Consider the following 14,821-nt stretch of genomic DNA (forward strand, 5'->3'; position numbering starts at 1 on the left):
AACTCAGATTTTTGCCGGTCCGGGGATCTCGGCCGTGGTGGACGACGCGGGGCGGCAATCGGCGCTGAGGTCAAGTGCCGGGTCGCGCGCCGCGGTTGTTATGTCCATAAGGCCCAGCACGCTGTGGAACAGATTGTCCTGGCTGACCGGTCGATCCGCCTTCTTGCGCAGGCAGGCCACGTCCAGGTCCATGACATCTTGGAACTCGTCCGACAGCCAGAACAGGAAGGGCACCCGGGTCTGCGTCTCTGGCGCCATGAACCAGGGCGCGGCGTGCAGATACAGGCCGCCTTCCCCCAGCGACTCGCCGTGATCCGACAGGAAGATCAATCCGGTTACGGCCTTGTCCTGCGCCTTCAGACGTTCGATCGAACTGGCCAGGATATGGTCGGTGAAAAGGATCGAGTTGTCATAGGCATTGACCACTTCCTCGGGGCTGCACTGGACCAGATCGGCGGTCCGGCAGTCCGGCGTGAATTTTGCGAACTCCGGCGGATAGCGCAGATAATAGCTGGGTCCGTGGCTGCCGATCATGTGCAGTACCAGCACCGTGTCGCCAGTGATGTCTTTCAGCGTGTCGTCGATCACTTTCAGGAAAGCCTGGTCGGTGCATTCGCCCATCTCGCAGGCGGCGGGGTCGAGGGTCGAGTCGATCCGGTGTGCACCAGTGCGCCGCGCGATATACTGGTCGCCGGTGTTGTTGTCCCACCAGAGCGGTGTGACACCGGCGTGGCCCAGCACGTCGAGCAGGTTTTCGGTCGCCATGAAGGCCTCGTTGCTGTAGCCGCTGCGCGGCAGGTTCGAGAACATGCAGGGCAGCGACACTGCGGTAGAGGTGCCGCAAGAGGTGGCGTGGGTGAAGTTGACGACATCCAGCTTCGCCAGTTCGGGCGTTGTGTCGCGGCCATAACCGTTCAGCGCGAAATTCTGCGCGCGCGCGGTTTCGCCGGCAAAGACGACCATCAGCACGGGTTTCTTGCTCTCGGCTAGACGGGGCCCCTTGGCGGCGTCGGTACCCAGCGAGGTGACGATCTGGTTCTGGCTGCGCATCTCCATTCGCGCATAGTGATAGATCGCGGCGATGGTGGCGCCGGGCTGGTAGCTGCCCATAAGGTCGCGATGCTCGCGGATCGCGGCGGCATTGGCCTTGAGATCGACGAACAGCAGGCCGAAGGTCAGCGCGAAACCGGTCAGGGCGGTCAGCGGCAGCTGCCAGACGATGTGACACACCTTGGGATAGCGGATCTTCGGCACAAACAGCAGCAGGACCGGGATCACGCCGGTGAGCACCATGTGGCGGACATAGGCACCGGTCACCAGGTGGCGCGATTCGTCCACGGTTGTGTTCATCACGTTTTGGATCATGATCTTGTCGAAGAGGATCCCCAGCTGATCCTGATACCAGGCCGAGGCCGCGGCCAGCAGAACGATGACAGCGGCCGCCGGGCGGTGGATCCGGGGCACGCTGACCAGGGTCAGGGTGAACACGGTCAACGCCCATATGGCGACGGCGAACAGCAGCACGTGCAAAGGGTCATTCTTGAAGATCGTGGTCAGGCGGGTCCAGAACCCGGCATTGAAGGCGGCGAGCAGATAGGTCGCAAGCAGGATGTTGAATTCTGTCGCTCGCAACTCGGGGCGGTGCCGCCGGATTGCGGCGAGCGACTGGCGGAGGGTCATTCGTGGGTTCCTTCGGGTTTTCGTCCGTCGATCATGGCCGAGACGAGATTCTCGCCATGGCGCAGGCTGGCGTGGATCACCCCGCCGATGTGAAAGGCGACCAGGATCAGGATGAGGATCGCGGCGGCTTCGTGGGCCTCTTCCATCGTCTCCGATCCCCAGAAGCGGTCGGTGCCCATCAGGATGCCGGTGGCGACGGTTGTGGCGATTGCCAGCAGCAGGACGACGATCATCGCCGCGCCGGCCGGATTATGGCCGAGGAAGCGACGTTCCCGCCCCCTGCGCATGTCGTCGAGATAACGCAGCGTGGCCGCTGGTCCGCGAACAAAGCTTGCGAAACGCGCGTTGCGCGGCCCGATCACGCCCCAGACCAGCCGAAGCAAGATCAGGCCGCCAACGGCGTATCCCAGTGCCTCGTGCGCCGTCCGCATGTCATCGGCGGTAAGCCAGGCGAGCAGGATGAAGGCGGCAAGGTGCCAGTGCATGAGGCGCAGGACCGGATCCCAGACCCGCACCATCGGCGCGGTCGGGTCAGTCATCGTAACCGACGAGCTCGAAGCTGGCCGGGTCAAAGAAGGCCTCGACCCGCTTGCCCTTGTCGTCCTTGGCATAGACCTCGTAACAGCCGTCATCGGTCTTGACGTTCTGCACGGTCCAGCCTTTGGCCGTGAGTTCGGCGGTCAGTTCCTCGACCGGGTGCCAGGTGTCCTTCGGCGCGGTGCAGCGGTCGCTGGCGGCGGCGGGCAGAGCAGTGAGAAGGACCAGAGCGGTGAGGGCGGGGCGCAAAAGCATGACAGATCTCCAAAGCGAATTTCGTTGCGCGGAGATGTGTCGGGCAAAGCTTTCAGGAACCTTACGGAATCCACGGAGGTATCTTCGGGGCTGACGTTCCGGCCGATATCAGCCCATGCCCCCTCGCGGCGCGCAAGGCCGGCCCGACGGCTAGGCCCCGCGGGGCATCGGCACGCGATGGGTGACGGGACCGGTCAGAACGGCCACCGCATCGGGGCGCATCAGTCCCGCCAGGGCCGGATTGTCGCTGCGCAGGCCACCCGTATAGGTGCCATAGGCGGGCAGGACGATCCGGTCGCGATCCGCGAGGAAAGCCGGTCGCGAGATGCTTCGGGCGCGGGTGCGCAGGACGCATTTCGGATGATAATGCCCCGAAATCTCGCCTGTGGCGCCTGAAACCGCGATATGGCGGAAGACCAGCGGCGGCTGGTTCAGCTCGGCCAGATGGGTGCCGCCCATATCGACCGGGCCGGAGTCATGGTTACCCTCGATCCAGATCCAGCGCCGCCCGGCCTGAAGGCGCGCGATCCACAGCCGCTCGTCCTCGGGCAGGGCATGGGCCGCGTCGAGCTCGTCGAAACTGTCGCCCAGGCAGATCACCGTGCGCGCGCCGGTCGTGTCGAGATCGGCGGCAAGCCGCGTCAGCGTGTCGCGGGTCTCGTAGGGTGGCAGCGCCGCGCCGCCGCGCCGGGCCATGCGTTCGGATTTGCCGAGGTGCAGATCGGACACGCAAAGCAGGCCGGCATCGGGCCAGAAGAGCGCCCCGCTGCCAAGCGCGCGCAGGCGGATGCCGCAAAGGGTAAGATCGCAGGCGTTCATGCTCCGTTCCTTCGCGCGACGGCAGCGCTTTGGCAAGGGGGGATTTGTGGGCCACCCGTCCCGGCGCGTCACCGCCCTTGGCAAGGCCCGGCGGGGCGCGTATACGCCCGCCCTGACCAGTGGGATGAAACAGATGATCGGCAGTGCCAACCTCAACATCATGATCAAGGCCGCGCGCAAGGCGGGGCGGTCGCTGGTCAAGGACTTCCGCGAGGTGGAGAACCTTCAGGTGTCGTCCAAGGGGCCTGGCGATTTCGTCAGCCGCGCCGATACCGCCGCCGAAAAGATCATTCGCGACGAACTGACTGCCGCCCGCCCGACCTATGGCTGGCTGGGCGAGGAAAGCGGCGCGGGCGAAGGCCAGGACCCGACCCGCCGCTGGATCGTCGATCCGCTGGACGGCACCACCAACTTCCTGCACGGCCTGCCGCACTGGGCGATCTCGATCGCGCTGGAGCACAAGGGCCAGGTCGTCGCCGGTGTGGTCTATGATGCCGCCAAGGACGAGATGTTCTTCGCCGAAAAGGGCGAGGGCGCCTGGATGAACGACACCCGCCTGCGCGTCTCGGGCCGCAGCCGGATGATCGAATGCATTTTCGGCACCGGCGTGCCCTTCGGCGGCAAGTCCGATTTGCCCGCGACGCTGCAGGATCTGGCCCGTCTGATGCCCGCCTGCGCCGGAGTGCGCCGTTGGGGCGCAGCGGCGCTGGATCTCGCCTATGTGGCGGCCGGGCGCTTTGACGGATTCTGGGAGCGGGGGCTGAACGCCTGGGACGTTGCCGCCGGGATCATCATCCTGCGCGAGGCCGGCGGCTTTGTCGAATCCATCCCAGTCGGTGGCGATCCGCTGGAGGACGGCACCATTCTGGCCGCAAACGGCGCGATCTTCAACAGCTTCGCCAAGGTGATCCGCGGCTGAGACTGCCTCACGCAGAATTTGACTGACAGGAATCGCCGGCGCGGCCATGCTCGGCCCATGCTGCGCCTGTGTCTTGCCATTTTGACTGTCCTGCCCGCCGCGCTGGCGGCTCAGCCGGCGCGCACGCCAAGCCATTGCATCGCCATTGCCGATGCCGCGCCGGGGCTGGAATATATCCAGAAGGCCGCCTGGAACGATCCGTTACCGGCGGATACGGTCCGCCTCAGCTATATCGCGCACGCCAGTTTCCTGCTTCAGACCCAGGGCGGGCTGACCGCCGTCACCGACTACACCGGCTTCATCGGCACCGTGCCGCTGATTCCGGATGTGGTGACGATGAACCATGCCCACGAAACCCACTGGACCAGCGCACCGGACCCGGCCATTCCGCATGTGCTCCCCGGCTGGGGCGATTTCGGCGTGGGCGTCGAGCACCATCTGGATCTGGGCGAGATGCTGGTGCGGAATGTCTCGACCGACATCCGCTCTCGCTGGGGCGGGACCGAGGACAATGGCAACTCGATCTTCGTCTTTGAGGTGGCGGGGCTGTGCATCGGCCACCTGGGCCACCTGCACCACGTCCCGAACGACGCTCAATTCGCCGCGCTGGGCCGGCTCGACGTGGTGATGGCCCCGGTGGACGGGGGCAATACCATGCCGCTGCCCGAGATGATCGGGGTGCTGAAACGCCTGAAGTCCTCGCTGGTCATCCCGATGCACTGGTTTTCGGTCTATGCGCTGGACGAATTCCTGAGCGGCATCGCGGGCGAATTCGACGTGGTGCGGACCGAGGAATCGTCCATGGAGATCTCGCTGAGAACCCTTCCGTCGCGGCCCACCGTCCTGACGCTGATGCCGCGCTATCTGATCGAATAGGCAGGGCGGGCGATGTGGCGGGCGGGACGTGAGGCCCGCTTGCAGAGACGCCGACGATTGGGCAAGGGTTGCGCATGAGTCTCAATCCCGCCGACGCCCGCTTTGCCGCGCACCTGCGCACCCTGCTGCCCGAAGAGCGCATCCGCGCGCCCGAGCCGCGCTATCTGGTCGACCCGCGCGATATCGCCCACGGTCAGGCCGGGCTGGTTGCGCTGCCGAAAACGGTCGAGGAGGTGGCGGTGCTCATCCGTGCCGCTGGCGAGGCGCGGGTCGGCGTGATCCCCTATGGCGGCGGAACGGGCCTGGTCGGGGCGCAGGTGATGCCTGAAGGCCCCGCGCCGATGGTTCTGTCGCTGGAGCGCATGTCGGCAATCCGCGCGGTCTACCCCGAGGAAAACGTGATCATCGCAGAAGCCGGCGCGATCCTGGCCGATGTCCAGGCCGCGGCGGCGGCGGCGAACCGGCTGTTCCCGCTGTCATTGGCCTCGGAAGGGTCCTGCCGGATCGGCGGCAATCTCGCGACCAACGCTGGCGGCGTGAACGTGCTGCGCTATGGCAATACCCGCGATCTCTGTCTGGGGCTCGAGGCAGTGCTGCCGGACGGCAGCATCTGGCACGGGCTGACCCGCCTGCGCAAGGACAACACCGGTTATGACCTGCGCAACCTGCTGGTGGGGGCGGAAGGTACTCTGGGCGTGATCACCGCCGCCGCGCTGAAGCTTGCGCCCATTCCGGCGGGCCGGGGCACGGCGCTTATCGCGGTGCAATCCCCCCGCGCGGCACTGGACATGTTGTCGCTGGCGCGCGATCGGCTGGGTGAGGGGATCAGCGCCTTTGAACTGATCCACCGGCAGGGTCTCGAATTCCTCGCCGAGGTCTTGCCGCAGGTCCGCCGGCCCTGGGCCAACCCGCCGGAGTGGTGCGTGCTGATCGACGTCGGTCTGGCTCAGGGGCTGGATCCCGAACAGGCGCTGACCGACCTGTTCGAAGCGGCGATGGAACGCGACCTCGCCACCGACGGGCTGATCGCGCAGAACGAGGCGCAGGCGCAGGAGTTCTGGACCGTGCGCGAGCATCTTCCGGAAGCGAACCGCAAGATCGGGTCTGTCACCAGCCACGACGTCTCGCTGCCGCTCAGCGTGCTGCCCGACTTCATCGAGGACGCCCGCGCCATGGTGGCAGAGCACGGGTCGTTCCGGATCAACTGCTTTGGCCATCTCGGCGACGGTAACCTGCACTTCAACCTCTTTCCGGCCGCCGGCCGTACGCGCGCCGATTATGCCAATGTGAAAGACGCGGTGCGGGCGGCGATTCACGATTTGGTCGTGCGGATGGGCGGATCTTTCAGCGCCGAACACGGCGTCGGCCGGGCCAAGGTGAAGGATCTCGAGCGCTATGGCGATCCGGCCCGTCTGACCGCATTGCGGGCCATCAAGGCGGCGCTGGATCCGCTTGGAATCATGAACCCCGGCGCCGTTCTGGCCTGATCGCGCGCACATATGCGAATTTGTGTATAGCTTTCGGCTGTGCGCTGCCTATCATCCTGCCATCATCCAGGGAGGAGATACTGATGAAGAAGTTCCTGAGCGCCGCCGTGCTGGCCTGCACCCTTGCCGGATCGGCCTGGGCCGCCGGTGTCGAACACAAGCTGGCCGTCCATGTCGACGAGAACGACCCGGCGGTGATGAACATGGCGCTGAACAACGTCCAGAACGTGATCGCCTATTACAAGGAACAGGGCGATACCGTGCAGATCGAGGTCGTGACGTATGGGCCGGGCCTGAACATGCTGGTCGAAGGCAAGAGCCCGGTGGCCGACCGCATCGGCGCGATGAGCCTCGAAAACGAAGGGCTTACCTTCGCCGCCTGCGGCAACACGCTGGAAGCCATGAAGAAGAAGGCGGGGGGCGACGTGCCGCTGATGTCCGAAGCCAAGCTGGTCCCCTCGGGTGTCGTCCGGCTGATCGAATTGCAGGAAGCCGGTTACGCCTACGTCCGGCCCTGAGCTGCGGGCGGCGATTGGCGCCGCCCCACCCTACTGCTGCTGCGCGGCCAGATAGCCGATGCCGGCCGCGAGAATCAGGCCAAGGATGACAGCGATCGCGATCTTGATCGCCGACCACGGCCTTTCGCCCTGCACCCTTCCCGATTGACCGTTGACCACGAAGCGATAGGTCTTGTCGCGATATTTGTAGGCGGCCAGCCAGACCGGCAGCAGGATGTGCTTGAAGGTCACGTCGCGAATGTCGGTGTCGATATTGTGGATGCGTTGCTGGTCGCCGCCGATGTCAAAGCGCACGTCCCGCTCGATCACCCGGGCCATCTGGGCGCGGGCCTCCTGATGCCCTTCCTCGAGCGTGACGGTATATCCCTCGGCCCGGAACCCGGCCAGGAACTGCGGCTGATAGGGCACCAGCGCCGACAGGTCCCAGGGCTCCAGGGCATCGGTATAGCGCTTGGGCAGACTTTTGGAGGCCAGGACCAGCACATCGTCGAAGAACCGCGCGACCCGACCGCGCGCCGGAGTCCAGCGGATCTTGGCGACCTGCTGCTGCACCCGCTTGCCGTCGCGCACCACGGTGACAGTCTCGTAATAGATCGTCCCGCGCTCGCCGGAATAGGCTGATTTGGTGTCGGCGTCGAAGGTCCAATAAGGCACGTAGATGCCGCTCATCCGACGCCCCTTGCGGGCATATTCCTGCAAGCCGTTCGGCGCGAACCACAACCGGCCCAGCCAGTCGGCCATAGCCTTCTGGGCGCCGCGCTCGTCTACGGCAAAGGGCACCACGCCCTTGGGCTTGATATGGCGGCTCTCGCCGGTGTCGACCACGACGGGCGTCGCGCAGAAGGGGCATTCGGCGGCATGAACGGCGGGATCGAATTCGAACTGAGCGCCGCAATTCGGGCAGGTCGCGACGCGAACGACCTCGGTTTCCGCTTCTGGAAGCCGTTGCGCCATTGCGGCCTCGAAATCGAGCTCTTTCAACACCGGCGCGCGGGCCGGGCCTCCCATCGGCTCGACATTGCCGCAATGGTCACATTTCAGCACGGCTTCGGCCGGGTCAAAGCGCATGTCTGCCCCGCACTGATCGCAGGGAAAGCGGTGCTGTTCGATCGGGATCTTCTCGTCGGTCATCGCCTGCCTGTAGGTCGCTGTGCGCTCCGCAGGGCGCGCCGGCCAGAAGATAGAGGCTGGCGCGCCGGCGGCAACCCGGTTCAGGCGCCGGGACGGATCATCCGCGTCAAGGTGCCGTCGCGGCGGACAAGCTGGTGCCAGATGGCCACAAGCGCGTGGCCCAGCGCCACGATCATCAGCAGGTTCGCGGTCAGCTCATGCGGCTCTCCGGCCGCCTCGATGCCGAGATACCAGGCCGAAGCGCCCAGAGCCGGAACGGCGATCATCAGCAGGTAGAGCAGCCGGTGACCCCAAAGCGCCAGACGCTGTGCCAACCGCGGCCCATCGACCGGCACCGGCGCGCCCTGTCCAAAGCGCACAAGCACGCGGATCAGGACCAGGACGAACACGGCCGAGCCAAGCCAGACGTGCAGGGTATTGCCAGAAAAACCGGTCGCCCCCGACTCGAGGCGGTTGTGCAGGGCGCGGCCCATGCCGTCGTCGGTGAACCAGGCGGCGACGATCAGCAGGGCGATCAGCCAGTGCAAGGCGATCTGCAGGCGGGAATAGCTGGCGGGGGCGGTCATCGGTACATCCTTTGGAAAAGCTTGTTCGTGCCCTTCTTACGTAGATGTGAAGACTTTCCGTCGCCTTACGGAGCCGGAGGCGGCGGGGGCGGCGGCATGATGGTGAAAAGGTGCACCAGTTCGGTCACCTCGCCCGCCGGTTTCCATCCGTCCTGACCGGCGGTCCAGACCAGGCTGTCGCGCGTCAGTTTGCCGTCGGTCACCATGCGCCCCATTGAGGCCTTGGAAAACGGACCCGAAGTCTGGCCGTTCTCGGCGATGTGCCAGACATGCTCGACCGGCGGCGGGGGAGGGGCCGGCGGCGCGCTATGCGTCGGCGACTGTCCCCAGGGGCCGGGCTGCGGCTGATGCGGGGCGCCCCAGGGGCCACCCTGCGCCATCTGGCTGCCCATGGCCATGCCCATGCCAGCCCCCAGCCCGGCGGCCATCCCGCCGCCACTGGGATTGGCGGCGGCGGCGGTCATCGCCTCGGCGGCCGAGAACTGGGTGTATTTACCAAGATCGCCCACCATGCCCATCGAGGTGCGCTTGTCCAGCGCGGCCTCGACCGCGGGCGGCAGCGAAATGTTCTCGATGTAGAGTTCGGGAATGGTGAGGCCATAGCCGGCAATCGTTTCGGAAATCGCCTTGGCGATGATCTTGCCCAGATCGGCGGTATTGGCTGCCATGTCGAGCACCGGGATTCCCGATCCGGCGATCACACGGCTGAACTCCTGCACGATGATGTTGCGGATCTGGAAGCTGATCTCGTCGGCGGTGAACTCGCCATCGGTGCCGACGATTTCGGTCATGAACCTGCCGGGGTCAGTCACGCGCATCGAAAATGTTCCGAAAGAGCGCAGGCGAACCGGGCCGAATTCCGGGTCGCGCGCGATGATCGGGTTCTTCGTCCCCCATTTCAGATCGTTGAAGCGGGTCGTGTTGACGAAATAGATCTCGGACTTGAACGGCGACTTGAAGCCATGGTCCCAGTGCTGAAGCGTCGTCATGATCGGCATGTTGTTGGTCTCGAGCATGTAGAGACCGGGGGTGAACACATCGGCCAACTGGCCTTCATGGATGAAGACTGCCGCCTGCCCCTCGCGCACCGTCAGCTTGGCGCCATACTTGATTTCGTGGCCGTGCCGCTCGAACCGCCAGACCATGGTGTCGCGGGTATCGTCGACCCAGTGAATGACGTCGATGAACTCGCCGGAGAGAAAGTCGAAAATGCCCATGCTCTGGTCCTTCTCAGGTCAACACAATGTCACGATTCCCCGCCCATCAGCTCGCGTGCGATCTGGGTGGCGATGGGGCGGGCCTCGGCGGCTGTCATACCCGGTTTCAGGCGGGGATCATACAGCATCTTCAGCAGCAGTTCGTCGTGGTGGGTCAGCAGCGCGAATTCGTCGTCGTCGTTAAAGATCGACGGGCGCGCGCGGGGGCTGTCGTTGGGAATGCCCAGCCCCTGGGCGATTTCCTCGTGAAAACAGCTTTCCCGCATCAGGCCGGAATGCTCGTTACGGATCAGCACGATCGCGCCGGTATGGGTGTAGGTCTGCAGGTTCGGCACGGTCAGCACCAGGCAGTAGTATTCGCGCGGCAGGTTGCGCAGCAGCGCGAGGTCCGACCGCGTCAGCTGCGGCAGTACCTCGCGGGCGCGTTGTTCGGCAAAGGCCTTGTCGTCCTCGCCGACCACAAGGATGTGAAAGTTGGCGCCGCTCTGGACGGTCGAGACCGCATGGCCGGTCACTCTGGACAGGCGTGCGGCATAGGCCGCGACTTCGTTCTGGTCCCTGCGCTGCCTGTCCTGGCCGACCGAAGGCCCGAATTCCAGACCGATCCGCACCGGAGTGGCCCAGCGGTTCAGCCGCCCGCCCGAGCCGGCGCCGCGTTGGTATTCGTCGCTGAACACGAGCGCTTCGAAGTCGCGCAGAAGGTCCGTTTCGTCAAAGGGAGTGTCCGGCCCGCCACCGTCCGTGCGCATCAGGCCGCGGGCCAGCTGGTCGGCTTCAAGCCTGCGGTAATAGCCCGCCAGTTCCAGGCTGGCATCCGAGGGCTGCGCCGCGGTCTCTGGAGGTTGGACCGGTCGGGTCACAGGGCCGGGGTCTGCGACCCGGGGCGGGTCGGTGCAGGCAGTCAGGGCCGCGAGGGCCAGCGTGGCACAGACCATGCGCAGCCCGGCGGCCACGATGCCTCCCGGGACGCAGGATGGCCAAACCCTCCTCCCCATGGGACAAGGGCAGCGCCCGATGGCGCAGGTATTGCCCGACTTGATCACGGCTTAGCGGGGAACGGCGCCCGAGGCGGTGTCGCCGACGCCATCGCGCCGCGCGCGGGCGGCGGCCAGGGTCTCGCGCAGCTCGGCCTCCATCTTCTTGAGTTCCTCCTCGGCGGCGGCGCGGCGCGCCTTGCCCTCGTCGGCGATCTGCAGGCTGTCCTGAATGGTGCCGATCAGATCGGCATTGGCCTTCTTCACCGCTTCGATGTCGAAGACGCCGCGCTCCATCTCGGTGCGGATCATCTTGTTGGACTGCCGCAGGTTCTCGGCGTTCTTGGTCAGCAGTTCGTTGGTCAGGTCATTCGCGTCGCGTACCGCCGCCGCGGCCTCGGCACTGCGCTGCATGGTGACGGCCTGCGCCAGCTGCGTTTCCCAAAGCGGCACCGTATTGACCAGCGTCGAGTTGATCTTGGTCACAAGGGACTTGTCGTTTTCCTGAACCAGGCGGATCGAGGGCAGAGATTGCATGGTGACCTGACGGGTCAGCTTCAGGTCATGCACTCGCCGCTCCAGATCGTCGCGCGCGGCGCGCAGGTCGCGCAGCTCTTGCGCCCTCATCACCTGATCGCCCTCGGGCGCCGCCTGCACGGCCGCCTCGCGGGCCGGAATCTCGGTTTTGTCGAGTTCCGCGATCTTCGCCTCGCCGGCCGCGATATACAGCGCCAGTTCGTCGTAGAAGTTCAGCGTCTTCTCGTACAGCAGGTCGAGCGATTTGATGTCCTTCAGCAGCTTGTGCTCGTGACCCAGCAGGTCGTCGGTCACCTTGTCGATCTGGCTCTGCACCTCTTCGAAACGCGCGGTGAACTTGGCAAATGGCGCGGCGCGCCCCAGCAGTTTCTCCCAGAAGCTGCGCTCGCGGCGCACGTCCAGCTCGCTGACGGAAAAGCCGCGGATCGTGGTGACGATGCTGCGAAGGCTGTCGCCCGCCGGGCCGACATCCTTGTTGCGCACGTCCTGCAGCATGGCCTGGCTGATTTCCTGCAACTCTGCCTGCGCGCCTGAACCGAAGGAGACGATGGAATTGGTGTTGCCCATGTCGATCTCGGCCATCCGGCGACGGATTTCCTCTCCCAGCGGCTGCGGCGCCTCGGCCAGCGGCACGATTTCGTTTCTGGGCTCGGGCAGTTCGATGGCTGTCACTTCGGCCACGATATCCTTGGACTGTTCGGCCTTCTGGCGCACGCTGTCAGACATGGGGACGTTCCTTGGTTGGAAAAGGGGTGGGAGTCATCGCCGCGCCACGCCTTCGCGTTGCAATCGGTCGCGCAGCACCTCGATCTCGACATCGAGGTCGGTCTTGTCGTCCAGCAGCATCTTGCCCTTCTGCGCCGCGAAGTTCTGCTCCAGATCGTCCAGCAGCGCCTCATAGTCGGCACGGGCCTGGGCGTCCGGGGTGCGGGCATAGATGTCGGCGAACTTCACCGTCGCATCGCGGGCACCCATCAGGTAGACGGTCAGATACTTGCGCGCGCCGGTCAGATCGCGCGGGTCTTCCTCGACTCTGCGGAAGAGATCGCGCGCGGCGGTCTGAAAACGGGCGACACGGGTTTCCAGCTTGCGGTCGCCGGCGCGCAAAATGGCGTCCGACATGGCCTTGAGATAGGCCTCGGCCTCGGTCACGGCGCGGGCGACGCGATCCTGCTGGAAGGTGTCGATGCCCTCCATCCCCTTGTCCTTCATCGGGTCGGCGCCAAAGGCGGCGACATGCAGGGCCGATGTTACGAGGCCGAACAGCACGGGTGCGAGGACGCCGGGATCGCTGCTGTAGGCGGCGATGGCGACGCCTACTCCGCTGAGTGCGGCGGCCGCCAGCTTGCGCGGCATCGCCGGGCGGCGCGCGATCTTGCGCGCGTTGTATTCCCCCTCGGCGCGCAGCCCTTCGCGCAGAAGCCAGGCGGCCAGAGCCAGCACCGCAGCCCCGGCGAGGCCCAGAACAAGACCCGAAGCGCCGCCGCCGAACGACAGCAGGGCAAGCACCAGGGGAGGCAGGAACATCAGATTAGCGCGCAGGCCCGCCGGCTCCACCCGGGCGCCTCGATAGCTGTTGTCCTCCGGGCCCATGGGACCGTTCGGACTATGCTTGCCGCCAAAGCGCTGCGCCATCGATCAGAGTCCCCCAAGCCAGCCCGTGGTCACGCCCATCATCAGCGCGAAGAGCAGGACAAAGGCGATCTTCTGCAAACCGTTGCCGGACAAGGCAGTTCCCCACATAACCAGACCCATCGCAAAAAAACCTATGCGATGGAACGCTTCCGCGCTAGGGGGTAGAACGGCGCGGACGCGATCCCGGCCGGGGTTTGCCACCCGTCCCGCGCGAACCCGAGCCGCCGGACGGCTTGCCGCCGCCGGGTTTTCCGCCCGGCTTCGCCGAACCGCGCGGCGGCCTCGACCCGCCCTCGGCGCCGGAGCGGTCAGGCTTGGCACCGGATTTCGGTGTAAACTTGCGCGCCGCGCCGTCAGCCGACCGCACCGGCTTGGCGCCGGATTTGGGTGTGAACTTTCGCGGCCCGTCCGCGTCCGAGCGCGCGGGCCTGCTGTCATCCCTCGGCGGGCCTTTGCGGAACGGTTTGGCACCATCCTCGTCGCGTCGGCCGCGACTGCGGGTCTCGTCGCCCGACCGCGAGGGTTTCGGGCCGGATTTCGGGGTGAACTTGCGCGGGCCGTCTTCGCCACTTCGCGCCGGCCGGGCGCCATCCCGTGGCGGACCCTTGCGGAAAGGCTTCGCGGCATCGTCGTTTCTTGGGGCCCGGCTGCGGCCCTCATTGTCGGAGCGCGCCGGTTTGGCGGCCCCCCTGGAGGTGAACTTGCGCGGACCCTCTTCGCCCGAACGGGCGGGGCCTCCATCCCTGGGTGGACCCTTGCGCCGCGGACGGTCGTCGCCGTCCTGGCGCACACGCGGCTCCTCGGCCACCTGCGGACGCGGGCCAAGGTCAGCGCGACGCGGGCCGAAGCCCTGTTTCTGCGAGGACTTCACCACGACGACCGTCGCCTCGCCCAGCTGGTCGCGCAGCACCTTGCGGCGCACTTCCTCGACCTCGCCGGGTTTCAGCTGGCCCAGCTGGAATGGCCCGTAGGACAGGCGGATCAGCCGGTTCACCGCAAACCCCAGGTCTTCCATCGCCCGCCGGATCTCGCGGTTCTTGCCTTCGCGCAGGCCGACGGTCAGCCAGGCATTGGCGCCCTGCTGCCGGTCCAGCGTCACGATCATCGGCAGGAAGCTCTCGTCGCCGATGGTCAGCCCCTGCCGCAGCGGTTCGAAATCCGCGTCAGTCGGGCGTCCGTTGATCCGCACCCGGTAGCGGCGCAGCCATCCGGTGCTGGGCAGTTCGAGCCGCCGTTTCAATGCGCCGTCGTTGGTCAGCAGCAGCAGACCTTCCGAGCTGAGGTCGAGTCTGCCGATGCTCATCACCCGGGGCATGTCCTCGGGCAGGCCGTCGAAGATGGTCGCCCGTCCCAGCTCGTCGCGTTCCGTGGTCACCAGTCCTGCCGGCTTGTGATAGAGCCACAGCCGCGCCGGCTCGGGCACGGGCAGCGGCTTGCCGTCGATCAGGACAGCGTCGCCGCGCCCGACGTTCAGGGCCGGGCTGTCGATCACCACACCGTTCACCTGGATGCGGCCCTCGGCAATCATGCGTTCAGCCTCGCGGCGCGAGGCGATGCCCGCGCGGGCGAGGATCTTGGCGATACGGTCGCCGGGGGGAGTCGGGGTGCTCATGGTGGCGAGCGTTAGAGCAATCCCGGGATGAAAGGAAGCGGGCGCGTCGGGCGCGCCG

15 protein-coding genes are annotated in these 14,821 nt (G+C 66.1%); 4 read left to right on the plus strand and 11 right to left on the minus strand.

Translation table 11 applies throughout. From position 1 onward, the window contains the following. Positions 1 to 3 precede the first annotated feature (3 nt). From ACFO5X_RS13710 to pdeM, 4 genes are all read right to left on the minus strand, one after another. A complete protein-coding gene (locus ACFO5X_RS13710) occupies positions 4 to 1,680 on the minus strand; it encodes a phosphoethanolamine transferase (RefSeq protein WP_380718046.1) in 1,677 nt (558 codons plus the stop codon). Further along, complete coding sequence (locus tag ACFO5X_RS13715) at positions 1,677 to 2,219, minus strand: cytochrome b/b6 domain-containing protein (protein WP_380718047.1); 543 nt, start codon at positions 2,217 to 2,219, stop codon at positions 1,677 to 1,679. Before ACFO5X_RS13715 ends, ACFO5X_RS13710 begins: the two co-directional genes overlap by 4 nt. Beyond that, a complete protein-coding gene (locus tag ACFO5X_RS13720) occupies positions 2,212 to 2,472 on the minus strand; it encodes a PepSY domain-containing protein (protein ID WP_380718048.1) in 261 nt (86 codons plus the stop codon). The genes ACFO5X_RS13715 and ACFO5X_RS13720 overlap by 8 nt, the downstream gene beginning before the upstream one ends. 150 nt (positions 2,473 to 2,622) lie before the next feature. Continuing rightward, positions 2,623 to 3,291, minus strand: a complete 669-nt coding sequence (gene pdeM / locus ACFO5X_RS13725; RefSeq protein ID WP_380718049.1) for a ligase-associated DNA damage response endonuclease PdeM — start codon at positions 3,289 to 3,291, stop codon at positions 2,623 to 2,625. Between the two features lie 133 nt (positions 3,292 to 3,424). On the opposite strand from pdeM, the gene ACFO5X_RS13730 reads away from it, so the two are divergent. The 4 genes from ACFO5X_RS13730 (at position 3,425) to ACFO5X_RS13745 (ending at position 7,091) form a co-directional block, all read left to right on the plus strand. Then, on the plus strand, positions 3,425 to 4,210 hold the full coding sequence (locus tag ACFO5X_RS13730) for an inositol monophosphatase family protein (RefSeq protein WP_380718114.1): 786 nt from the start codon (positions 3,425 to 3,427) through the stop codon (positions 4,208 to 4,210). Positions 4,211 to 4,267: 57 nt separating this feature from the next. Further along, positions 4,268 to 5,086, plus strand: a complete 819-nt coding sequence (locus tag ACFO5X_RS13735) for an MBL fold metallo-hydrolase (protein WP_380718050.1) — start codon at positions 4,268 to 4,270, stop codon at positions 5,084 to 5,086. 74 nt (positions 5,087 to 5,160) lie between these two features. Continuing rightward, entirely contained in the window at positions 5,161 to 6,573 is a 1,413-nt protein-coding gene (locus tag ACFO5X_RS13740; RefSeq protein WP_380718051.1) for an FAD-binding oxidoreductase, read from the plus strand. A gap of 83 nt (positions 6,574 to 6,656) precedes the next feature. Next, the gene (locus tag ACFO5X_RS13745; protein ID WP_380718052.1) at positions 6,657 to 7,091 is read left to right on the plus strand and encodes a DsrE family protein; all 435 of its coding nucleotides are present in this window, start codon (positions 6,657 to 6,659) and stop codon (positions 7,089 to 7,091) included. A 30-nt stretch (positions 7,092 to 7,121) separates the two neighbouring features. Here ACFO5X_RS13745 and ACFO5X_RS13750 read toward each other — a convergent pair whose 3' ends face one another. The 7 genes from ACFO5X_RS13750 to ACFO5X_RS13780 form a co-directional block, all read right to left on the minus strand. Further along, entirely contained in the window at positions 7,122 to 8,222 is a 1,101-nt protein-coding gene (locus ACFO5X_RS13750; RefSeq protein WP_380718053.1) for a TFIIB-type zinc ribbon-containing protein, read from the minus strand. A gap of 80 nt (positions 8,223 to 8,302) precedes the next feature. Continuing rightward, a complete protein-coding gene (locus ACFO5X_RS13755) occupies positions 8,303 to 8,788 on the minus strand; it encodes a cytochrome b (protein WP_380718054.1) in 486 nt (161 codons plus the stop codon). A gap of 65 nt (positions 8,789 to 8,853) precedes the next feature. Continuing rightward, entirely contained in the window at positions 8,854 to 10,005 is a 1,152-nt protein-coding gene (locus ACFO5X_RS13760; protein WP_380718055.1) for an SPFH domain-containing protein, read from the minus strand. A gap of 29 nt (positions 10,006 to 10,034) precedes the next feature. After that, complete coding sequence (locus ACFO5X_RS13765; protein WP_380718056.1) at positions 10,035 to 10,958, minus strand: DUF2927 domain-containing protein; 924 nt, start codon at positions 10,956 to 10,958, stop codon at positions 10,035 to 10,037. 93 nt (positions 10,959 to 11,051) lie between these two features. Then, positions 11,052 to 12,242 carry a toxic anion resistance protein gene (locus ACFO5X_RS13770; RefSeq protein WP_380718057.1) on the minus strand — a complete coding sequence of 397 codons (1,191 nt, stop codon included), beginning with the start codon at positions 12,240 to 12,242 and terminating at the stop codon, positions 11,052 to 11,054. 33 nt (positions 12,243 to 12,275) lie between these two features. After that, a complete protein-coding gene (locus tag ACFO5X_RS13775; protein WP_380718058.1) occupies positions 12,276 to 13,151 on the minus strand; it encodes a 5-bromo-4-chloroindolyl phosphate hydrolysis family protein in 876 nt (291 codons plus the stop codon). 154 nt (positions 13,152 to 13,305) lie between these two features. Further along, on the minus strand, positions 13,306 to 14,763 hold the full coding sequence (locus ACFO5X_RS13780) for a pseudouridine synthase (protein ID WP_380718059.1): 1,458 nt from the start codon (positions 14,761 to 14,763) through the stop codon (positions 13,306 to 13,308). Positions 14,764 to 14,821 lie beyond the last annotated feature (58 nt).

The sequence above is a fragment of the Seohaeicola nanhaiensis genome (assembly GCF_042654245.1).
Taxonomy (GTDB): domain Bacteria; phylum Pseudomonadota; class Alphaproteobacteria; order Rhodobacterales; family Rhodobacteraceae; genus Seohaeicola_A; species Seohaeicola_A nanhaiensis.